The sequence below is a fragment of the Blautia sp. AF19-10LB genome (assembly GCF_003461245.1).
Lineage (GTDB): Bacteria > Bacillota > Clostridia > Lachnospirales > Lachnospiraceae > Blautia_A > Blautia_A intestinihominis.
This window is the reverse complement of the sequence record NZ_QTWS01000030.1, coordinates 20350-44077: the sequence shown is the minus strand read 5'-3', so window position 1 is coordinate 44077 and position 23728 is coordinate 20350. Positions and strand designations below refer to the sequence as shown.

Annotated in this window: 14 protein-coding genes and 1 riboswitch; all 14 genes read right to left on the bottom strand. The window is 46.8% G+C overall.

Translation table 11 applies throughout. From position 1 onward, the window contains the following. Positions 1 to 68 precede the first annotated feature (68 nt). Complete coding sequence (locus DWX28_RS14840) at positions 69 to 3956, bottom strand: cadherin-like beta sandwich domain-containing protein (protein ID WP_118253446.1); 3888 nt, start codon at positions 3954 to 3956, stop codon at positions 69 to 71. 27 nt (positions 3957 to 3983) lie between these two features. Further along, on the bottom strand, positions 3984 to 5645 hold the full coding sequence (locus DWX28_RS20330) for a hypothetical protein (protein WP_199611839.1): 1662 nt from the start codon (positions 5643 to 5645) through the stop codon (positions 3984 to 3986). Continuing rightward, the gene (locus tag DWX28_RS14830) at positions 5645 to 7021 is read right to left on the bottom strand and encodes a DUF4430 domain-containing protein (RefSeq protein WP_158565320.1); all 1377 of its coding nucleotides are present in this window, start codon (positions 7019 to 7021) and stop codon (positions 5645 to 5647) included. Before DWX28_RS14830 ends, DWX28_RS20330 begins: the two co-directional genes overlap by 1 nt. Positions 7022 to 7034: 13 nt before the next feature. Next, entirely contained in the window at positions 7035 to 9359 is a 2325-nt protein-coding gene (locus tag DWX28_RS14825; protein ID WP_158565319.1) for a transglutaminase-like domain-containing protein, read from the bottom strand. After that, the gene (locus tag DWX28_RS14820) at positions 9272 to 10459 is read right to left on the bottom strand and encodes a DUF58 domain-containing protein (protein WP_118253437.1); all 1188 of its coding nucleotides are present in this window, start codon (positions 10457 to 10459) and stop codon (positions 9272 to 9274) included. The genes DWX28_RS14825 and DWX28_RS14820 overlap by 88 nt, the downstream gene beginning before the upstream one ends. Continuing rightward, positions 10456 to 11391: an AAA family ATPase gene (locus DWX28_RS14815; protein WP_118253434.1), complete on the bottom strand. Its 936-nt coding sequence runs from the start codon at positions 11389 to 11391 to the stop codon at positions 10456 to 10458. The genes DWX28_RS14820 and DWX28_RS14815 overlap by 4 nt, the downstream gene beginning before the upstream one ends. 16 nt (positions 11392 to 11407) lie before the next feature. Continuing rightward, a complete protein-coding gene (locus DWX28_RS14810) occupies positions 11408 to 12376 on the bottom strand; it encodes a prenyltransferase/squalene oxidase repeat-containing protein (protein ID WP_117739304.1) in 969 nt (322 codons plus the stop codon). Further along, positions 12373 to 13131 (bottom strand): sugar phosphate isomerase/epimerase family protein, encoded by a 759-nt coding sequence (locus DWX28_RS14805; RefSeq protein ID WP_118253431.1) that lies wholly within the window; start codon positions 13129 to 13131, stop codon positions 12373 to 12375. Before DWX28_RS14805 ends, DWX28_RS14810 begins: the two co-directional genes overlap by 4 nt. Then, positions 13128 to 13994 carry an ECF transporter S component gene (locus tag DWX28_RS14800; protein WP_243002441.1) on the bottom strand — a complete coding sequence of 289 codons (867 nt, stop codon included), beginning with the start codon at positions 13992 to 13994 and terminating at the stop codon, positions 13128 to 13130. The genes DWX28_RS14805 and DWX28_RS14800 overlap by 4 nt, the downstream gene beginning before the upstream one ends. Continuing rightward, complete coding sequence (locus tag DWX28_RS14795; protein WP_118253457.1) at positions 13961 to 15694, bottom strand: ABC transporter ATP-binding protein; 1734 nt, start codon at positions 15692 to 15694, stop codon at positions 13961 to 13963. The genes DWX28_RS14800 and DWX28_RS14795 overlap by 34 nt, the downstream gene beginning before the upstream one ends. A gap of 5 nt (positions 15695 to 15699) precedes the next feature. Continuing rightward, positions 15700 to 16446: an energy-coupling factor transporter transmembrane component T gene (locus DWX28_RS14790; RefSeq protein WP_330384574.1), complete on the bottom strand. Its 747-nt coding sequence runs from the start codon at positions 16444 to 16446 to the stop codon at positions 15700 to 15702. Positions 16447 to 16745: 299 nt separating this feature from the next. Continuing rightward, positions 16746 to 17600 carry a leucine-rich repeat domain-containing protein gene (locus tag DWX28_RS14785; protein ID WP_118253428.1) on the bottom strand — a complete coding sequence of 285 codons (855 nt, stop codon included), beginning with the start codon at positions 17598 to 17600 and terminating at the stop codon, positions 16746 to 16748. Positions 17601 to 17655: 55 nt separating this feature from the next. After that, positions 17656 to 17811: riboswitch (cobalamin riboswitch) on the bottom strand. 94 nt (positions 17812 to 17905) lie between these two features. Beyond that, positions 17906 to 18439: a DUF4430 domain-containing protein gene (locus tag DWX28_RS14780; protein ID WP_055066305.1), complete on the bottom strand. Its 534-nt coding sequence runs from the start codon at positions 18437 to 18439 to the stop codon at positions 17906 to 17908. A 74-nt stretch (positions 18440 to 18513) separates the two neighbouring features. Beyond that, positions 18514 to 23676: an Ig-like domain-containing protein gene (locus DWX28_RS14775; RefSeq protein WP_118253424.1), complete on the bottom strand. Its 5163-nt coding sequence runs from the start codon at positions 23674 to 23676 to the stop codon at positions 18514 to 18516. Between the last annotated feature and the right edge of the window lie 52 nt (positions 23677 to 23728).

Below are 23728 nucleotides of genomic sequence, written 5' to 3'. Positions count from 1 at the left end.
ATTTGTATTTTTTCAATTGTCTACTTGACGGGGAGCGGTTCATATTTCCCGACAGCCCCCTGCTTAAATCATTTTTGTTTAACTACTACTTTTACTTTTTTGCGGATCTTTCCAGATTTCACTGTGATATAGGCTGTTCCCTTTTTCTTTCCGGTGATCACACCCTTGGAATTTACCGTCACGATCTTCTTATTCGAAGAACTGTAGGTAACTTTCTCCTGGGAAGTGATCGGGCTGATGACCGGTTTCAGCGCAAGTTTTTTATTTCTTGCAACGGTCACTCTTGATTTCAGTCCGGTGATCTTTGTTGTTCTTACTGTTGTTTTCTGCACAGTAACGGAAATGACCTGTTTCTTGCCGCTGGCCAGTGTAATGGTCACTTTGGCTTTTCCGGCTTTCAAGCCTTTCATCGTTCCCTTGCTGTTTACAGAAACGATTTTCTTATTGCTGGAAGTCCAGCTTTTAACGGAATCACCCTTTGCAAGTCTGGAAACTTTTATTTTGGAAGTAGACTGTTTTACTTTCAGCTTAATGCGGGTAGCCGTTACCTTGATCGTAGGTGTCAGTTTTTTGCCGACGGTCCTCTTTTCCTTGCGGCCCTTGTTGCTGGTACGCATCTGTACAGCCGGTGAAAATACCGTGGCTGCAGAGATCGTTTTCCATGGTCCGAACACCTCCGGTACTTCTGTAGGTGTTGGTGTCGGAACGTTTTCTTTCCGCTGTATGGTAAGAAGATAGTCTGTTTTTCCGCTTCCGGCAGCTGTTACCGTGATCTTTACCTGTGCTTCGCTTGCATCTGTTTCCCAGTATACATTTACACGTTTCGTTTTTCCGTTTGCCACAACCGGCATGGATACTTTCTCAACACCTTTTACTTTCTGTACCGTTACCATGGCATCCCCATCTGAAGGTTCCACATAAAGGCGGAGGAACTTTTCCTTATTTTCCTCTTTGTCTGCAAGATACGAAACAGTATAGCTGGTTTTGGTGCTGTCAAATACCGGTGATAATGTAAGATATTTTGAAGTATCTGTAAAAGTATTGCTGGTACTTACCACCAGGTTTGCCAGGGAGGAATTTCCAAGCCCGCTGGTAAGGTGGAAGATATAATCCCTGCTCTTTCCGTTCAGTGTTGTTTTAACCGTAACATCTGCCTGTCCGGATCTTACATCTGCCACATAAGTTCCATTGGAAGCTTTTCCGTTGACATTCAGGGTACATCCGGCAGGTGCTTTAAATGTCAGGGTCACTTTTGTAGCATTTTCAGCAACCCTTAAGGTATGCTCTTTTTCCGAACGCTGGAATGCTTTTTCCCAGCTGACCCGGCCAGTATCTGCTTCTGCTGATACACTGTCAAGGTAAGCTCCATTTGTTTCCAGTGCCATCAGATAACAGGAGTCATTCTTATAATAAAGTGTCCCATCCCTGTCTACGCAGATCGGACTGATGCAGTACTCCTGCTGTGCGAGTACCGGACGGAAGAGTTCTTTCGGTTTTCCGGAAGTCTGGCCCGGCTCATCTGTCAGCATATAGATACCGCCAGGTTTTGCATTGTAGGTAAAATACAGATAAACACGTCCATCCGCTTTGCCATCTCCATTAAAGTCCTGGTTTTCATAAGCGGTCGAAAGAAGCGGTGCTGCCTGTGGATATCCCGGGATAGAAACTTTATATGCAAGAGAAAGACCGGAAGCAGATTCTGTCAGGACATCAAAATGGTGTCCCCCATCCGCATTGTACTGTCCGCCGTTTCCGCAGACACCTACATAGATTCTTCCTTTATAGACGACCGGTGTGGATGTTGCCGCACCGCCCAGGTTATAGCTTGCCACTGCACCGAAAGTACCATCTGCATTCATGGCAACCCGGTAGAGATAGCCGCCTTTGGTCGTAAAATAAACATATCCGTTGTTATAAACAATGGTGGATCGGATATCGCCGATCATGTCCGTGCGCTTGTCGATCAGCTGTCCGGTGTGCGTATTAACTGAATACAGGATAGAAGTATAGGCATCACCGGCCCCGTCATCAGAACCAAACACCAGATAATTTTCGGACGCATAAGCACCTGTCCAGTAAAAACCGCCCTTATGGTTATATTTCCAGGTACAGTATTTTATCTCATCACCTTTTGACGGGTCTTCATCTGTAACAGAAAGGCAGAAGTAAGAACCAGGGGTTGTATCCGAAGTCCAGGTTCCGGTATAAATATATCCATCCTTATAGGTGATCGGGGAAAGTGTCTGGCCTCCCAGGCTCTCACTGATCCAGAGGGATTTTAAAGAAGTGGCACTCAGTGCCTGGATCTGTCCGCCGCCGATCTGTGCAAAAAGCATTCCTTCCGCATAAGCAAGCGGGATCATGGCATACTGCATATTTCCGTGCATCTGTTCACTGGTCTGCACGATATCCCCGGTATTTTTATCTATTTTATAGATGAACTGTCCGGATGCCACGTAAAGATAGCCGCCCAGGATCAGTGGAGGGGTAAGTGCTGCATCCCATCCCTTTGCATCCAGATGCAGGGACCATTTCTGCACCGTTGTATCCTTGCTTGCCGGCGTGGAGGTATTGGTGATCCCGTTGTTTGTTTCACTGTTCCGGTAACTGCTCCAGTCATTATCCGTGATCTCTGGCTGCGTTGCCGTCTGCTGTTCCAGTTTTACCTGGATCTCTGTTTCCTCACCTACCGTAAACTTCTCTCTTCTGGAAATATATCCATGTCGTGACACATTCCAGGTATACTCATCCCCGTAATAAAGAGAATCATACACAGAAGCATCTTTGGAAGGTTCCACACGCTCCCCTTTAGAATCATATACACTGACCACTGCATCCGATGGATCTGTTACAAAAGTGATCGAGGACTTTGCTTTTTTATGTACGGTGATCGTATAGGTTCCTGTGGAAGTATAAGTGATATCCTGATAAGCCGGATCCTGATAAGTCCCGTCTTCTTTCATCTGGAAAGTGATCCTGGTCTCAGAACCGTCAAGAGGAATCTCAATGGCATTGCTGCCGGATACTGCCTGTCCGTTTACGGTAAGGCCATACCACTTGTCATTAAAGGCTTTTGCAGAAACTTTTACAGATTCTGTATTCTCACCCACTGTCACATCATAATCCCTGGTGATACCGGCACTGTCAAATTCTGAGATCAGGTTTTTGGCCATGTCCGTGTCCGAGGGAAGGTAACAGCCGATCATGGAAAGATCCAGCCTCCGGAGCACTACGATCTTGTAAGTCTGGCTGTCTGTGGCTGTACCGGCTGTTACTGTGTAAACAGCCCTTTTTCCATTATCCTTTGTAAAAACATTTGAAAAATTATAACGTTTTCCATCGGTATATCCGGTTGCAATGATCTCACTCTCAACCGTCTTTCCATCAAGATCGCAAGCAGATAACCGGATCGTTGATCCCTCCGGCGCATCGGCCCCCAGATCTGCCGTTACATAAAATCCGGTAGAATTATAACTGGATCCGATCTCAACGGTATAGGTTTTCCCGCCATAAGTTTCATCCAAATCTTCCCTGCGGCTGATCTCCAGAGGATCCTTAACGCCATAGCCGGAATACACACTGAGATCCTTGAGATATTCTTTCGTACTGTTCTCCCCGGCAAATGGAGCATCCTCAAAGGTAAGTTCTGCAGAATCTTCATCGTCAGAGCCGTCCATGACCAGTTCCTCCTGATCCTCGCCGTTAAATTCCCCCTCTGAGAATTCCGCATCTTCTGGTTGCTCTGTTTCCGGTTCTTCTGTGATCTCCACGTCACTGTCTCCCGGCTCTTCTGTGATCTCGGTCCCTTCCTGGACATCCGGCTGTGCTTCCGTCTCTGCTGCCCCGGAAGAAAAATCACTTTCCATGGATATGTCGGCTCCATAGACCGGAGCTGTCCCTGCCAGCATGCTCACCGACAGAAGGACTGCCAGCCATTTTCCTAGTCTTCCTTTCATCTGATGTTTACCTCCCTTTTGGATTTTTTACTGCTGAAGCAGTGGATTCCTGCTTTTTATTTTTCTGAAACTGCGTCTCGCTCCTGTCCATAAGAGCAGGTACAAAACTCCTGCCAGTGCAAATAAGGATAGAATCCTAGTAAAGAGTTTCATGTGCGTCCAGGTGTCTGTTACTTTACTTCCTACCAGTTCCGGGATACTTTTTCCTTCGTTTTTGGAGGAAGCGGATGCTGTCCCGGATGTAGTCTCTTTTTCTTTGCTTTCAGTCAGTTCTTCTGTGGATGACTCTTCTGTTTTCTCTTTTGTTTTGTCTTTTACGGCATCCGCTTTTTTGCTGCTTTTCTTTTCACCTGATGTACCGGAACCGGAGCCTTTTTTCTTCGTACCTGCATAAGCCGTCAGTTTCTTTTCCTTGTTTTCGTCTGTGCTATCCAATCCGTTCTTTCCGGATGCCGTACCTTTTCCGCCAACCGTTTTCAGATTTGTAAGGGATCCTTCCCCATTATTGCCTTTGCCCGGGACTCCGGCTTCACTTTTATTTCCACCATATCCGGGTCTCTGAGCGATCGAACCGGAATTTCCATTGCCCCCATTTCCCGCTGTCCCGTTATTCTTCTTTCTGACATCAGGGATCCGGATCACCATCGGACTGCTAATATTGCCCGCAAGGTCTTTCACCACGATCACCACATCTTTTTCACCTTCTGACAGGCCTGTAATGGTCAGGGTATCGCTTCCTTTCAGTACTTCTCTTCCCTCTTTTGAGGTATCCGGGGTCTGTACTTTCGCACCGGCCTCTATAACACGGTAATAGCATTGTCCCCTTTCACTGGTCTTATATACTACTGAGGCCTGGTCCACGGATATCCTGCTGGCACTGATCTTTTTCAGTTCCGGCGGGGTCTGGTCCGTAATCCCAAGTGTCAGGTAATAATCCCTCCGGGTGCCGTCCTGTGCGGTTACCTGCACCCGGACCATAGCTTCCTTTTCCTGGTCTCCGAAATGGATCTTCCAGTAAACATGCCCCTTTCCATCGTTGCTTTCTTTGATGGTCTCATCTTTTTCCACGGTAGAATGCTTCACTCCGCTCAGCGCATAGATCTTGACCGTGGCATGTTCTTCTTCCGCTGTCAGCCAGATGTTCAGGCTCTGGCGTTCCCCGTCATAAACCGCCTTGTATCTGTCACGGTCCTTGTTTAATGCGGGATCTAGTTTTAAGATCCCTTTTCCCCAGGTATCGGAGCTGGATATATATAATTCTTTCAGATCCGCATTGCTGCTTTTAACTTCCGGAGTGACGGTCGGTTCCGGTGTAACAGAAGGCTCTGGAGCTGCGGTTGGTTCCGGTGCAGCGGTCGGTTCCGGTGTAACAGAAGGCTCCGGTGTAACGGATGGCTCTGGAGCTGCGGTTGGTTCCGGTGCAGCAGTCGGTTCCGGCACAGCGGTTGGTTCCGGTATCTGGGTCGGCTCCGGTTCTGCAGTCGGCTCCGGAACGACGGTAGGTTCTGCGGGTACCGATGGTTCTGCCAGCGTTTCCCCTTCCGAACTCTCTGTGCTGTCTGCTGCATAAACTTCCCTGACAAAGATCGCATCTGTTTCTGGTGCAGCCCCTCCTGCCAGAAGTCCTGCAGAAAGGGTTCCGATAATAAATTTGTTAATGATCGGTCTCTTTAAATTGTTTTTTTTCATTACCAGTCCCCCCATACTTCGCCGTTATCCCCGACACCCAGATCTGCTCCGGAATACAGGGTAAAGCGAAGCCTTACTTCGTCACCGTCTGCCGGGAAATAGCCCGACATTCCAATGTTCATATATTCACCGTTTACAAAATACATCCAGCCGGAATTCATGGTAAAATCAAATTCTCCCAGCCAGTTGGCATCATGCCCGGACAGCTGGCAGTTTACTTCTGTCAGATGCGCCATCAGGTCATCCGGGATCGAAGCTCCGGAAGTGATGCCGCCGCGTCCGATAGCTTTCAGGTAAAAACCTCCTGTTGCACTTCCATCATTCCTCCAGTCAAACCCGCTGTTCTGCAGAAGCCTTAAGACCACGGAGGAAAGCTGTTCGCCCTGATAAAAGTCGATGGATGTCGCCGGCAGGATTGTCCCAAGTCCGACAGTCCCCGCCTCAATGCTGACCGTGATGGAGCCGGCAGGTTCTTCCTGGCTCTCATCCCCTTTATAGATGGTAAACGTTGGAAGTGTGGTACTCCATCCCTCATCATCCGTTGCCTTGATATCCACAGTGTTGCTGCCCTCATTCAGATCCAGACGGTAAGCCAGGATTCCCGGCGAAGGCTCCCCTTTTGAAGAAAGTCTTTCACCGTTTCCATATACTTCCAGTGCCGTAGAGGATAAGCTGTTCCCGTACCAGTCTACCGCCTGTACATAAAATGTACGGTATGCGGCATTTACCGTTTCCCCGTCAGCCAGGTCTGTGGCGATCGTTGGATAATGGTCTTCCTCCGGTTCCTGTGTCGGTTCCGGCTCCGGAGATGGCGTCGGCGTTGCACTGAGCGGTACCTGCGCCCCATCCTGGTTCCGGTCATCGTCCTGGTCCGGTGTTTCTTTCCGGCTGTCATCATCCTGGTCACCATTTTTGTCATAATGGATGGTATTGTCTTTGGAGCTGTCATTATCCTCTCCTGTAGAGCCGTCTTCCGGATCGGTATCCCCTTTTTGGGTATCTTCCTTCTGGCTGTCCGGTTCCGGTGTCTGGGAAGCTTCCGGCTCTGATGTCGGCTCCGGGGTGACAGTCGCCTGTGCCTCTTCCTTTTTCTTTTCCTTTTCCGGTTCTTCCTCCGGTTCATCTTCCAGGATCTGTGCCTGTTCTTCAAAGGAAGATTCTTCACCCGTAGAAGCATCTTCCTGGCTTCCGGCATAAGCATATCCCTTTCCAAGATAGCCCTTTAAGGAGCTTTCACTGTTCACCCCCTGTACCGGATTTTCACTTTTCTCCGGTTCATAGTTTTTCATTCCCAGAAATAATACTCCGGCAAAAAGCAGGAGACAGACAATAGCTGTCAGAAAGGAAAGCCGGTTATTCTTTTTTCTCTTTTTCATGGTCATTTCCTCCTTAATACAGCCTTTCTATATATTTCATGATCCAGTTTCCATACCAGCTTCTGGCTTTTTTCAGTTCTTTTTTCATTTTCTGCACGCACAGAGCGGTATCCTTTCGTTCTTCTTTTGATACAGCATGGGGACTGAACGCAGCCTTTTCCCCGATAACGCTTGTTTTCCGGTAACACTTCATGGCATCTTCCGAATAAAGCTCAGGGCCATGATAATAAAGAAGTCGCGCATATCCGGCCATGGCGCGAACCGCCTGGCGGTCATCTTCACTTTCAAACAGTTTTCTCCGTCTTCTGTTTGCGTGAATGCGGAGCACACAGACCGTAAAGATAAATATCAGGCAGAAGAGGTCAAATACCGCAAGCAGGAGGATCAGAAGCTTTTCGATTCCGAACAGTGCCAGTTTTAAGCTCCAGTGTGTCTGGATGTTCTCCTGTGCAGGCGGTTCGTCCTGTGCTTCCGGGATGGCGGCTGCTTTGGCTCCTTTTGCCTCCAGGCCTGCCGTGAGGTCTGCTTCCTCCATGACATTATAGTATTCCGGTGTCATTTCTACCGGTACCCATCCAAGGCCGTCCATATAGATCTCGGTCCAGGCATGTCCATTCTTTCCCGGAACTTCTATCGTATCCCCCGGGTTTTTATCTTTGATATCTTCCGGTGTGATCAGATAGCCTTCCACATAACGGGACGGGATCCCGTAATAACGGAACATCAGTGCCGCTGCCGTGGCATAATGGACACTGTGGCCGATCCTGGTGTTTGTCAGGAAGTCCTCTGCAAAATCCCCCTGTCCGGTATACGGATCGGCTGCCGTGCTGTAAGTCAGGTTCTTTTCCAGATAGGAACGGATCCTGCTGATCGCTGTATAGTAATCGGTATGCCCCTGCTCCCGGTTTCCACCGTCCCCCAGTTCTTTGCGGAACAGGGTTTCCAGTGCACCGGACAGCTTCGTATCCTGGCTGTACACAAATGCGTTGTAATAACTCTCATCATCACGGTAGGAATCCCCTTCATCCCTGGCAAGTGCCTGATAGACCCTTGCCCCCAGCACCGTAAAATCTTTTACCAGGTTTCCATTTGCCTGATAGTGATAGTTTCTTGCTCCAAAGAGTCCTTTTGCTTTTAACATACTGTCAGCAAACGGTGTCTCTTTCCTGTATCCGACAGGCAGTTCTGTGATCTCATAAGGGGTATAGAGATAACGGCTGTCTGCCTTTTCATTTTTTATATCCACTTCGGATACTTTGTCAGAAAGGGTATCATCATCTGCAAGTGCCCTTGCACGGCTTAGCTGGGTCTCCCCATAAAATCCATCCTGATGGAGCCAGTAAAAGAGCGTCCTCTGTTTATAGGCATCCTCCGTATCCAGGCTTTCCCAGGAAGAACCGTCATACACGCTTCCCACAAATCCTCTCAGGTAGAGAGAATCCGGTTTTTCCATGGTAACGGAAAGTGCCGCATCGTCTGAGGCACTCCAAGCACCGCATTCTTTCAGCTTTCCATCCGGAAGGGTATTGATCTTTCCTTTTTTGTACCGCAGGCTGCTGATCCCGTCCAGGGCCTCTTTTTTAGCTTCTGTGACAAGTGTCGAGGAACCATAGTCTTCGGACGGCATAAACTGTTCCAGAAGGATCCCGGCTGCCAGCATTACCGCACATGCCAGGATGCTTCCTGTCAAAAATGCCCGGCTGCTCTCTGCCCGGTGGCGTTTCCTTCCTGAACGGGAAAGGATAAGATTCAGTTCCAAAAGGATCCCCATGTAAAAAATAACTCCTGTGCCTGCATCCGGTTCCATACCAAGGATTCCCGAAAGGGCAGGAAGTACCAGAGCCCAGGCAAGCACCAGTAGATAAAACTTCAATTTCAGGATAAGGAATCCGCAGACTGCCGCTGCTATCCCAAGATAGATAAGAAATATCAGGCGGGAGACATCCTCTCCCTGTATCCCGGCAGTCTCAAACCGTTCCAGATAAATCCCGGCACGGCTTCCCAGGATGTCTGCCATATCATTCCAGTATAATGCCATGCCGTCTAAGAGCTGTCCATGGAACAGGAAGATCCCTGCGATGGAAACCGCTCCCATTCCCATCCGTCCATAAAGCCCATATTTTCCCATTCTTTCTGTTGCAGTACAGAACACTGCCATAAGAAGCACGCTTCCCAAAATCGGTGCCATGCGTTCCTGCTCAGTAAGGACACTCATAAAAAGCAGGAGCCCTCCGCCTGCACTAAGCCAGATCAGTGCAGTTTCCAGCAGGATACCGGACAGTTGTTTTCCATATGCTGTTTCTGACTGTCTTTTGGATTCTGTGATCCGTATTTCCATAATACCTGTTCTCCTCCACTGTCTCTGCCGTCTGTGCCACATTCTACGATCGTCACTTCTCCTTTTGCTGCCAGGAGTTCCGCTTCTTTGTCCTGCGGGTCGCCGGTTATATATACATAGTTTGCAAAATTCTGTATTCCCGGGTCTTTCAGATATTCCCGTACCGTGACCGGGGTCTTTGCATCACTTCCATAACGCAGGAAGCGGTACAGGATGTTTTCGCGGTCCTCCTCCGTGCGGATCTTTTCCAGCCGAAACTTCCCGCTACTGTGGTCATAGATCCCGGCCTGACAGGAGATCTTCTGCTCCATAAAACTCTGAAGGACTGCGGAAAAGACTTCCGCCACCGTTTCCGCACGCTGTGGATCCCGCTCTGCCTGGAACGCTTCTGCCAGAATCAGTACCGTATCATCCACCGGGAAGCTTTTTTCCCGGATCATAATGTCATCCAGCTTTCCGGACAACTTCCAGTGGATTTGCCGGATACTGTCACCGGAACGATATTCCCGGATGTCATAAGTTTCTCCCGGATCATCCCCCGGGCGGCTTCCGGAATAGCGGAAACTTTCCATGTCGAATCCTTCCCTTGTAAAAAGGGAAAGCTCACCTTTTTGTCTTTCCGGCATTACAACGGTATAAGCGCATGTATCAGCCTTCCTTTTTAAAGAAAAGACACGGAAAAAATCCTGGCATTTCCAGTCAGAAAAACAAAATCTGATACAGCCGCACCAATTGCTTCCAGCCTCAAACCCGATGACCTGCTTTTCCTTTCCTCCCAGGGAAAAAGAAATCGGGATCACCCCTTTTTCCCCGGTAAAAAGATTTTCCCATCTGAGCACTCCTGCCCCGCCAAATACCGGCCATGCAGACTGATTTTCCAAATACATTTTTCCATGGAAACACTCCATTCTCTCTGATGCCTTTGGGAGATGCAGTTTGATAACGGCTTTTTTTCCGGATAAAACCACACTCCCTGCAGAAAAGATCAAAATAAGAACGGTGAGCAAAAGAACCGCTGCAAAGAGCCATGTGCCTGTAATTACTGCTGCTCCTGCCATGCAGACCAGCCACAAGAGCCACAGGATCCTGTCCTTTATCATCCTTCCACCTTCGGTTCCGGCACTTCTGACAGGATCTCAGAAAGGATCTCACGGGCAGATTTTTCCTGATACCTCGCCTTGGAATCCAGGATCATTCTGTGTGCCGCAACGTCCTTGAATACCTCCTGCACATCCTTTGGAATGACATAATCCCTTTCTTTCATGTAAGCAGCTGCTTTTGCCATCCTTACCAGTGCCAGGGTTCCACGCGGGCTTAATCCCAGCGTGATCAGCACATGTTTCCTTGTAGCTTCCGCAAGGTCTGCCACATAGTCGAGCACCTGGTCTGCTACATAGATCTCCTGTACCTCTTTCTGGAGTTTCAGCACCTCATCCCGGGTAACTACGGTCTTTGCATTTTCCAGGGGATTTTCCTTCTGTCTGTCCCGTAACAGTTCCACCAGGCTCTGGTGATCCGGATATCCCATGCTGACACTGATCATAAAACGGTCAAGCTGTGATTCCGGAAGGAGCTGCGTACCGGAAGACCCCACCGGGTTTTCTGTCGCAATGACTACAAACGGGGATGGCACGCAATGGTTTTCCCCATCCACCGTCACTCTTCCCTCTTCCATTACTTCCAGAAGGGCGGACTGGGTCTTGCTGGAAGTACGGTTGATCTCATCTGCCAGCAAAAGGTTGCACATGACAGCCCCGGCACGATAGGAAAACTGTCCGCTCTGTTTGTCATACATGGTAAATCCGGTCACATCGGAAGGGACAACATCCGGTGTAAACTGGATACGGTTGAATTCCATTCCCATAAGACGGCTCAGTGCCAGTGCGGTTGTGGTCTTACCAACACCAGGCACATCTTCCAGAAGTACATGCCCCTTTGCAAGCACTGCCATGAGAATCTTATCTGTGATATCTTTTTTTCCTTTAATGATCCGCTCCAGCTGATCCTGGAGTTCTTTTATCTTCTGCGGCATTTTCTTTCCTCCATCCTTATCTGTGGTCTGTCATATCAAAAAAGCTGTTTTCCTTATCCTGGTAGCGCTGGTAAGCCACCAGTGCACAGAATCCCTGGTCTGTTGCCATGGGGTTGCTTTCCCCGTCCAGGGTATGTTTAAAACTTCCATCCTTCTGATAAAAAGTCATCAGGGTATCATACAGGCCTTTTCCATCTTTCTGGAAACGTTCATCCTCATTGCAGTCTACGCCTACCGCACTGAGGGCGATCACGGTCTGGGAAATAGATTCTGAGCTCTTTGCACCAAATGCGGTATAACCGCCATCATCGTCCTGTATATCTGCCAGAAATTCCACACCCTTGTCAATGACTTCCTTTACATCTTCTTCATCCTGGTATGGTTCCAGGCTCTGCAGTGTCATGGCGGTCAGATCCACATCCCCGTCTTTGGCGTTATCATCCAGGGAAAATCCGCCATCTGCTTTTTCCCGTTCCAATATGTAATCCAGATATTTCTGTTCCAGTTCCCCGTCTTTATTGGCATCCGGGTCATCGGCATTTAAGGCGATCAGTGCATAGATGGCACCGTTTAAACCCTGTGAGACCACTGCATCAAAATCTTCCAGCGGCTTTTCGATATCATAGCCGCCAATATCTGTCGGATCTTTCCCTATGGATTTCAGGGCCATGACTGCCCTGGAATACTCGGTATAACGGTTATCGCTGAGCACGCCTTCCTGGTCTTTGACCCGTTTTTCAAGATTGGCCCGGTATTTTTCAAAATAGTTTTCATCTACCGTTTCTCCTGAACGGGCAAGTGCGATCACTGTCCATTCCCCACCCAGGGTATCTGATGCCGGTGAAGTTACGGTTTCCTGTTCATAAGCAGCTGTCTTTTTCAGTGCATCTTCCAGCTTTGGGGTTCCGCCCCCGCAGCCTGTCAAAAGCCCCGCTGTGGTAACTAACACCAGAAACTGGCATGTCCGTTTTTTTAATCTGTTCATAATTTCCCCCTCATTTTTTCGTTTATCTGTTTTACGCTGAGAATCACATCTTCTTTATTGGAACATTCTATCGTCCAGGTCCGTTCCTCCGTGCGGGGAAGGACTTCTAATACTTTTTCCCAGGGAAGCGTGCCCTTCCCCAATCCTAAATGGGAGTCCCTGTCCCCTGCGTTGTCATGGATATGTACATGTCCGACACAGGGTGCAAGTTCCTTCGCCCATTCGAGGACAGAGATTTCCGAATAGCAGTGTGCGTGCCCCATATCCAGACACAGCTTAAACTTTGGATGATCTACGATTCTATATACATCCAAAAGAAGCCGCCAGTCTTCATCCAGGACATTTTCCATGACGATCTCAGGGCCTTCCCGGTCTTTTAAAAACTCCCGGAAAAACCGGCCCGTCTGCTCTGCCCAGCCTTCCCGGAAATATACCATCGGGATCATCCCGGAATGGTATACGATCTTTTCTGCCCCCAGACGGATCCCTGCCTGGTAACACTGGTCAAACCGTTCCATGGTCACTTTCCTTATCCGACTGTCAAAAGATGCCGGGTTTAAGTCCAGGAAAGGCCCATGCAGGGTAAGCGGCGGATTTCCCATCTGCCCCAGCCTTTTTTGATACAGTTCTATTTTTCTTTCCAGCTGGTCCAGATTGTCAGATATGGAAAACTCGATACTTTCCACACCGGTTCCATACTGACCGCAGATTTCTTTCATATCTTCATCGCAAAGCAAATGGCTGACATAGATCAAAGCATTTCCTCTTTCCCGGACTCAATCAGCCCGTATTTTTTCTTAATGCGTTCCAGTTTTTCAAGAAGCGGCCTGCTCAAAAACCATAAAAAGATCACAGTTGACAGTGCATGCACCAGATCCACCGGTATTCCTGAAATATAGAAAGCAACCAGGCTGGCTGGTGTGATATACCCGTAAGACATCAGGATGCTGGCCGGGTTCATGATTCCTCCATAAATCAGGACTACACTTAAAAACCCATAAATGCAAAGATCCCGTTTCCTTGCTTTTAAGATTCCTTTCTGGTAAAGGATTCCTGCAAGGAAGCCAATGATGCCAAAAGAAAACATCTGCCATGGTGTCCAGGGACCCTGTCCCATAAACATGTTGGATAACATCATGATTAGACAGCCAACAAGAAAACCTGCCTCGCCTCCGAAAGACACACCGGTAAGGATCACAATAGCAGCTACCGGTTTGAAACTGGGTACCATAAAGAAGGCTGCCCTCCCTGCGACACCAATCGCTGCAAGGACAGAGATCACCATGATCTCCCGTGCTTTTGGTTTGCGTCCTTCAAACATCATAAAAAACGGGAGCATTGCAGCCACGATCACGATCAGGCTGCATATCAGGTATTTCCTTCCATGGAAAAACCGGACTGACAGATACAAAAGCAGTGGTACGACCAAAAGCATCAGAGCAAGGGCAAACCAGGTCCTCCGGTTCACTTTCCCCTTCTTTTCCATCTGCCGGATGATCATCCCATCAGAGGGAAGTGTATATTCTTCCAGATCTTCTGCTGGTTCTTCTTGTGCTTCATTTGGGATATCTTCCCAGAATTCATCTATAAACTGATCCAGTTGCTGCTCTGTAAGCACGTAACCACATCCTTTCCGGTCACAGCTTCCGGAAACAAATGCCTTGCCATCCGGTTTGCTGCAGTTGTGTAGAAATTATTTCCGGCAAAAAACTCCCGGGTATTCTGGCTGGTAACGATGTTTCCCTCAAAAAACAGGCCTACCCTGTCCGCGTATTCTGCAACAAATTCCACGTCATGGGAGATCATAAAGATCGTCAGGCCATGCTGTTTCAGCCGGGTTAAGATCTTTCCAATCTCTTCTTTATATTCTGCATCCATTCCCTTCGTGGGTTCGTCCATCAGGAGGATCCGCGGTCGAAGCAAAAGGACTTTGGCAAGTGCCAGCCTCTGCTGTTCCCCGCCACTCAGGTCATAAGGATGTCTTTCCAGAAGCCCTTCCAGCCTGGTAAGGCTTACGATCCCTTCTATGGTCTTTTCTTTTTTCATATGAATCTGATATTCCGAAGACATTTTTTCTCTCCTGCCCCCGATCACAGAATACAGATCTTCCAGGACTGTTTTCTTTAAGAAAATGCTCTGTGGGTTCTGCGGCATGACTCCCAAAAGCCCACAATACAGATCCCGGTCTTTATACGAACGGATATCCCGCCCTTCCAGAAAGATCTTCCCACGGTATGGACATCGCACCCGGCTTAAAAGAGACAGCGTAGTGCTCTTTCCCGTACCGTTTCCACCTACCAGTGCATAGAACTCTCCCTTTTTTACCTCCAGGGAAAGATCCCGGACAACATCCGGAGTGTCCTTTTCATACCGGAACCAGACATCTTTCGCCTGAATGGACAATTCTTTCTTCGAACTATCTGTTTTTGTGTATCTGACTTTTTCAGTAATTTCGCTCTTTCGCTGACTATCCGAAGCAATTCCTTTTTCGTTACAGTAACGGGAGAGCCACTGTCTTCCCTCACTGACTGTCAGCGGACAGGTTGCCTGACTGTCTGTCTCACCATAGATCTGCATAGGAATCGGCATGGAAAGAAACATGCCATGTTTTTGTTCCTTTAATTTTACCCCGATTTCCCTGGGAGTTCCTTCCAGATAAACATTCCCCTTATCCATGACAAATACCCTATCCGCATAAGGGATGATATCCTGAAGCCGGTGTTCCGTAAGGAGCACCGTTGTTCCAATATCACGGTTAATCTTTTTTACGGTTTCCAGAAAATCAGAAGCAGCGATGGGGTCCAGCTGAGATGTAGGCTCATCCAGTATTAAAAGGGATGGATGCATTGCCATGATCGCAGCCAGGTTTAAGATCTGCTTCTGCCCTCCTGACAGCTCTGAGACATTTTTATAAAACCACTGATGGATACCAAAATAGCTGGCCATCTCCGCAACCCGCAGCCGGATAGTCGCATTGTCATATCCCAGGCTTTCCAGTCCAAAGGAAAGCTCATGCCAGACTTTATCCGTTACGATCTGATTATCCGGGTTCTGCATGACAAAACCGATCTCCTGGCTCTGTGTCCGGTGGTCAATCCCCGAAAGCGGCATCCCCCGGTAAAAGATTTCTCCCTCTGACTTTCCAACCGGGGCCAGCACGGTTTTTAACTGGTGCAACAGCGTGCTTTTGCCGCATCCGCTCCGTCCGCAGATCACATTTAACGTTCCTTCTTCTATTTTCAGATTCGCATGGTCCAGAACCTTCCTGGAACATTCCGGGTATGCGAAGCTAAACTCCTTTACTTCTACAAGATTCATAATCATTATCCTTCCTGTTCCAGAGTTTCGTAGATTTTTTTGTAAGTCATATCCAGATCTGTTTCACAATGCTTCCGGCTTCTGGCAAAACGGATAGTCTCCGTCACATCCAGGATCACCGGAAGGAAACAAAAACATGCGAAACAGATGTATGTAAGCATTGCTTCAACTACTGGAACAGATACCGGAGCCTGATGCCCCTGAATGGTAAAACCAGCAAGTAAAATACGGGGATCATAACTTGCATAAGAAGCCCCATTCATACAGCCAGTGGCAAATACAAGGAATAAAGCTGCCATCACTGCCAGAAGCCCCTTATCCTTCTTCGTAAACTTGTAAATGGAAAAAGCAGTCCTTCCTTTTAATCCATATCCCCTGCTCCGCATGGAATCCGAAGTCTCTATGGCATTTTCCAAAGCCCATGTGACCAGTATCGACAGCATATTAAATCCCGCACGGATACGGTTAAAAAGACTGCCCTCTGAAACATCCCTTCCCATGGATTTCTGACCGTTCCGGATCACTTTCAGCTGCCCCGTAAATCTGGGGACAAAGCGAAGTGCCATGGAAAGGATCAGAGAAAGGGCCGGTATCAGCCTTCCAAACAGGTAAATAAATTTATCACTTGTCATAACTTTATTATAACAGGAAAACCACTGGATCACTACGAACATGACCGCTCCAAGGACTACTCCATAGACTAAGGCCTCCAAAGTGATCCAGTTTCCACTGCTTTCTACATAATATAGCATCGTGACCCCATAATGATTGAAAAGTGGATTCAGAAGAGCCACGATCAAAAGACTGGGAAGGGTAAAGAGAAAGCTTTGCCTAAGTGTCCTTTTTCCTCCAAGCAGAAAGATGGAATAAGACAAAGCACCCGCATAAGAAATGCAGATAAAGACGGGATGCTGATTAAACATAGTAAATAACAGTACTACAGCAAAATAAAAAAAATTCAAAAATGGATGGCATGTGGAAAAAGCATCAATGATGGATTGATCCGCAGGCTGTCTGTTTCTTTTCTCGGTCTTATTTGTTGATAACACGTTTAAATGTACTCCCTCTTTAATCCCTGCTCTTCACAGTACAAATCCACTTTGCTTCCCTTTTTGCAACGTATCGTGCAGTTTTTGTTCACGATCTTTGAGCCAATATGCTCAGGATCATGATGTATCTCCAGATATTCCAGCCGGTTGCATCCATGAAAGACTTCCTCTCCAAGATACATGATATTTTCCGGAATATATACCTCTTTCAATTTCTTACATCCGAAAAAGGCCCTCTGATCTAATTTTTTAATTTCTTTTGGTAAGACTATGGTTTCAAAGCCACAGAAGTAAAAGGCTTCCAGACCAATTTCTTCCAGTGTATCCGGCAGCGTGATCTCCTTTAATTCCTTACAGCGGTAAAAAGCTCTTCTTCCTATACTCTTTAAATGCTCCGGGAATACCACTTTACTTAACTGCGTGCAGGAATGGAAACAGCACTCCGGAATCCTGCGGCATTCTGAACTGGTTTCAAATGCTACCTTTTTAAGGGCTGTGCATCCTTTATAACTATAATCTCCCAAAATTTCCAAAGATGCCGGAAATGTTACTTCTCTGAGAGAATGATTTTCCGAAAAAGCACTCTCTTTGATTTCTTTAACGGTCTGTGGGAATACAACGGGCTTACGGAGCTGGCAGCTTGCAAAAGCTTCCTTTCCTATGATTCTGCAGCCGGATGGCAGGATTATCTCTTTTATTTTCCCGTTGCCCTTATAACAGCAATCATCAATATAAATATATTTTTCAGGAATTGCTGCTACCTGTTTGTTTCTTTGCATACTGGCAAGCTGTGCCGTAAATGTACGATGATTAAATCGTAGTATACTCCATGTTGCTTTATCATTTTGTGAGCGCATATGATCTCCTTTCCAACGTTCGGATCATACAAACTGTATATCTTTTACATGTTTGTATTCTTTGCCTGACGTGTTGGATATACTGGCTCAAAATGTTTTCATAAGGCGTTTTTCATTCGATACATTTCACACAGGGAAAAGCAGCTCCGGAATCGCACCGGATTTCCTTAAATCGGCTGCCATCAGCCGAACCACGCTCGATTTTTTTGTTATTCTAATTATAACGATACGCCTTATTTCTGTCAATGTTCGCCAATGTTTCTGGTCTTTATCTCATACCAGTTTAACTATTTTTCACAATTTCTTTACTTCTTATCTTTGTATGGGTTTCCAACATCACTTCCAAGATTGCAGGTATACTTCCATTCAATCTTATCCCCATCTTTGGGCTTATAACTGGAAGCCCCATAATTCGGGAACTCTCCATTTACACTGTACATCCAGCCAGAATTTTTTCCGCAGTCAAATTCATAAAGCTGATTGATGCCTTCCACGTAATAGCTTTTATATAACGGGGTGTATTTGGAAGAGAGCTGGATGTTCTTTTCCCCGCAGATCTTTTTTAAGATGTCAAATACGGTATCGCCCGTAGTAAATTTAACTTCCATTTCCGGAAGTATCCAGCCATTCTCCGGAACAAATTCTTTTTTGGTTTCTTTTAGATCACCGATATTGTCAAGGATCGTCTGGCAGTCTATCGAAATGGTACAGGCAGCAGGTTTTCCGGAATCCCCTTTTCCGATTCCACAGCCCGTAAGGAGACAGCTCCACAAAAGCATAAAACAGCTGATTCCTATTACCCCGATCCGTTTCCAATATATTTTTTTCAGTTGTTTCATAATTATCCTCTATCGGATGAAAAGGTACCAAAAACACTATTTGATTTTTGATACCTTTTACACCCTTACTCTGTTTACTTAACTGTAATTTTTATCTTTTTTGTCACCTTTCCAGATTTAACTGTGATGGTAACGGTTCCTTTTCTCCGGCCTTTAATCACGCCCTTCGAGCTGACTGTTGCAATCTTCTTGTTGGAAGAACGGTAGGTCACTTTCTCCTGGGAAGTGATCGGGCTGACCACTGGTTTTAAAGTAACACTCTTTCCTTTCTTGATGGTCAGTTTTTTCTTGAGGCCGCTGATCTTCGTAGTCTTTACCTTTGCAGTCTGGACTTTTACTTTCAGAGTCGCTTTCTTTCCACTCTTTAAGGTAACGGTGATCTTTGCCGTTCCTGTTTTGGTTCCGGCTTTGATCTTTCCGTTCTTATAAACGGTCACGATCTTTTTGTTGCTGGAAGCCCAGGACTTTATAGAATCCCCGTATGCCATGGAAACTTTCACTTTCGTAGTGGTCTGCTTCCGCCGCAGGGTAAGGGAAGATACGTTCAGTTTTATGGCCGCCTTTAATTTGCTTCCATAATTCCGTGTCTGTTTTTTACCACAGAGGGAACAGGTTCCTTCCTGCTTCGCCGGACGGAATACCGTAGCTTTTGCCGTAGTTTTCCAGGTGTATTTATGCGTATGTGCGATCACCGGAATAGTTTCCGTCTTTTCGTATCCGCAGACCTGGCAGGTATATCTCATCAGTCCGGTTGTCTTATAAGTAGCAGCCTTGATCTGCTTTCCTTTTCCATAGGAATGCTTCTGGTAACCACCCTTTTTCGTGTTATCCGTGATGTCACATTTTCCATACATGGCAACACACTCATGCCAGTGGGCATCCTTATCAAAATTCCATTTGCTGTCCCATACATGATCATGTTCCAGGGTATAATCATCGGTATAATGGAATACGATCTCATCCCCGTCTTCCAGGTACTGCTCTTTTACTCCAAGATCCGGGTGAATTCCATTTAAAGTATACATCCAGCCGGAGTTCTGTCCGTTGGAAAACTCTGCAAGCTCCTGACCATCCTTCGTGATTCCGGCAATGTAGGTCTCATCCCTTAATGTGCGGCAGCTCATTCCATTTTTGGACAGCACTTCTTTTAAGAGTTCCAGGACGTTGGCATTTCCATCGATCGTGTAATCTTTTGCTGCGATCCAGGTATCCAGATTTCCTTTTCGCAGGGTGTGTTCCTGATCCTCTTTCGCACTGCCATGAACAGAGTCTCCGAGAAGCGTAAAGCTTACCGTGATCGTACCGGCATTTTTTTTCAATACCTTAACGGTCAGTTCCACGAATGCTTCCTTATAGGAAATTTTCAGTTTCTGTTCCCCACGTTTATCCTTGTTATATCCCTCTATGGTAAGATCTGTCAGCGAAAGCTCCTGTCTTGTTCCGTCACTGATCACAGCAACCACTTTCATTCCACTGAGATCCAGGTCCTCCCCAAGGTAAAACTCTGTCCGGTAATCACCAGTCAGCTCCAGGGAATCCACATAAACACGCAGGCCTTCTGTAGAGACCAGTTTTTCCAGGTCTGCCCCCAGTGGATCATCCGTCCGGTTATATCCGGTCTGCCATCCACAGCCTTCCACCTTCGGGCAGCTGGTGGTTTCTTTTTCTGTATTGACATAAGTGGCTCCGCTTGCCGTCTCATGGGTCAGACAGTTGGTATCAATGTATCTTACAAAACCGATTCCTTTATCTGCCCCGCAGTCTTTTGCATAATAATTGTTGGTGATATCATCGATCCGGTTCAGGCTGTCATAAAAACCAATGATACCTCCTACATATGCTGCATCTGCCTTTGTTGCCTGTACTGTTCCTGTAAAGGAATTGTTCTTAAAGGTATAAGTGCAGTTATTCCAGGTTTGTGCCACATAGAGGTCTCCACCAAGGATTCCTCCCACCTTGTCAGAACCGGTGATGCTTCCCTCTGAACTGCAGCTGTTGATGGTGATCTTGCATCCGTTCGGGGCTGTAGAATTGTCATAACCGCCACCCGCAATACCACCAGCCACTTCACCGGAAGCTTCCACTGTGCCGTAGAACTTACAGCCGATCACAGAGCAGTTGCCCATGGCATTGTCCCGGGTTCCGATGATGCCGCCAACATAACTGGTTCCGTAAACGTCAGCATAGCTTACACAGTTTTCTACGGTACCCTGCATACGTCCAGCAATCGCACCGATTTCATTCATATCTTTGTCATATCCAATGACAACATCCTTTTCAATGGTACAATTCCGTACTGTTGCTTCAAAGGAAGAAGAACATCCGGCATAAGGACTCATGGTCTTATTCGCACCCAGAAGTCCTGCTTTCAGAGTGCTGGATCCGCTCTTTAAGGTTACATTGTCTATCTCAACAGCCGTTCCGGAGAGTCCGACACCTTCAAAGTTGTTGACCAGACCATATCCGGCAATCTTTGTTCCATAGATGTTCAGGTTTCTGATCCTGGTATTTTGCACATATCCGAACAGCGGAAGACCACCTTCCGGGATAGTCACTGTATGGTTGTTTCCATCAAAGATACCACTGAATACATTCAGATTCGCACCGTTATGCAGATCTTTCTTTCCATCTTTTGTCACACCAATAGGCTTCCATCCAGTTGGCAGGGTGATATCTGCTGTAAGCTGGAAGTATGTATTTTCAAAGGAAAATCCCTCTGTATTTACCTTGTCACGCAATGCCTCAATATCTGAAGCTGTCTTAAGAAGGTATGGGGAACTTTCACTTCCGTTTCCCTCCCATGGAAGAGGGGCTTCTGTGACGGTGACACAGGCGGTGTCTGAATATACAAATGCACTATTTATCGTCTTATCTTTTTTCTGGGTACGTGCATCCAGCTGATACCGGATCCTGCAGTAATAATAAGTCTTTCCTGCCTCTTTTATATCCGGTTCATAGGAAGATTCCGTTGCACCTGGAATCAGCGTTCCATTTGTGGTGCCATTTTCCGTATTTTTATACCATTGATATCTTGCCTTAACGTCTGACTGTTTTATATCAGAAATCTCTACAGATAATTTATCCTGCAGCGGTACTCCCTTCACCCCGGTTATATCTGCTGGCTGCTTTGTGATCTGTGGAGCCTCCAAAGTCAGAGGATATACCCTTACACGATATAAGCCGCTTTCAGCAGAATAAGTTTTTCCATCTATCTCATAGGAAACAATACATTTGTAATAATTATAATAATGGGGGGTATCTGTTGGTACCTGATAGGATGATGCAACAGCACCTTCGATCTCTTCCATCTGGTCAGATGTATTTCCTTGATACCACTGATAGGACAGTCTTCCCTCATCTTCCCGCAGTACCTCCGGCTGTATTATAAATGGATCTGCTTCTTCATCCTGCATAAAGCCATATCTGTCCGGTTCCTGTCCCTGGTAAGAAAGAACCGGTGTATAGTCGGTCTCGCCCTTCTTAAAAATGATTGTATAATCGGTAGCTTCCGCAATATATTTCTCTTCACTTTCCGGTAAATGGATACATAATTTATATTCACTGTGCTGGTCCCAGTCAGGGGTAAATCTTAAGCCAAAGGTACTTTGTGTAAGTTCCGCTCCGTCTAAAGATAACAATTCCGGATAATTGGAAAGATATGCCCAGCCGGGAGCCCATGCATTAATGTTGATATATTTCGTATTCTGCGGAACAAGCACTTCCATCTGCTGGTCATCCAGTGTGTCTTTCAGATCACCTCCGAGTTTATGTCCCCAGGAATCTTCCAGTGTTAGTTCCGTAAGATGGGTCTTATAAGAAACAGGAATCTGTACAGACTGGACAACACTTCCCTCCTGCCGTACCTCAAGCCTGATTGTCTGAATTGCTTTATAGCTGTACTTAACACTGGTACCCCTTAATAATGAAAAGTCATTCTTATCCAGTTTCACCCTACATATGGTTTCATCAGCCGGATTCGTGTATACCGCATAGACCGATCCGTTTTCCGGAAAACTGTCTTTCGTGTCCACATGCAGAGCCATCTGTCCATGACTCAGCTCCATAGGCAGCATGAATGCACTTTCAGAATTTAATCCATCAAGACGGTATTCTTTCTGGGTTTCCCCGTCTGTGATCTTCAGACTCACCGCATCGAGATAATCCCCCGTCTGTCCGGATGCCGGAACAACTGTTACATTAGCATAAGCCGCTGAGATTGCGGTTGCCGGCGAACCATCTTCTGTTTCCACCAGTTTTTCTGCTGTAACGAAATAGGGAACATCTCTTGCCTCCAAAGCAGGAAGTGTAACCCGCCCTTCCGAATCTGTGAGCAGTCCTTCCTGTTTCACACCATCAATATAAACGGATGCCCCGCTGCAGTCTGAAAATGCAGTTCCATATACATTGCTTTGGCGCAGCCGTAAGGTTATAGTTTCTCCCTGTGTGACCGTTTCTTCTGTTTCGGTAAAAAAGGCAAATCGGTCTTTTCCTTTTCTCTGTTGGATATAAAAATGAAGGCTGTCTCCATCTTCAACGCTCCTGGTAAGGGATTCCTGATAATTCGCACTGTCATTATTCAGTGCGAATCGAATGCCGGGCACCGAATCCCGGTCATATCCCCAGAGCTTATAGATCAGACCATCATAGCTTCCACTTTCATCTTCACGAAAATCATAGCCGGCTGCTGCACCGCCAGAGTAATACAGATCATGGGCTATCCTAAGGGCATCATCCATAGTGTAAGAAGACTGCCCACTCAACGTCACAGTACGTCCTGCCATAAGCTGTCCATCTTTGTCATCAAGGAATTTTCCATCTTTACTGACACTGACAGTTACCTGTATTTCTTTTGCTGCTCCTGTTTCTCCTTCAGACTGGTCTGTTCCATCACTGAAAAGAGCAGCACTTTCATCTGTAAATTCACCTTCACCTGTGTCCTGCTCTTCCATATCCAGATCAGGATCGGAATCTCCATTCTCTGTTGCCTGAATATCATCCGAATCTTCTTCCACAAGATCAACCGAATCATCGGATAGTGTCCCTTCTTCCGAATCCAGCTGCTCATCTGCAGAAATATCTTCTTCCAGAATGTCCTGACCGGCCAAATCTGTTTCTTCGGATGTATACGCCTCATTAGCATTCCAGTCTTCTGCAAATGCATTTACCGGAAGCTGTAGTACTAACAAAAATACCAGCAGCCATCCGGCAATCCTTTTCCACAATTTTGTTTTTTTCATTTTGTCCCTTCTTTAAAAAAAGCTCCTCTTCCTCACGGAAGAAGAGCTCTTC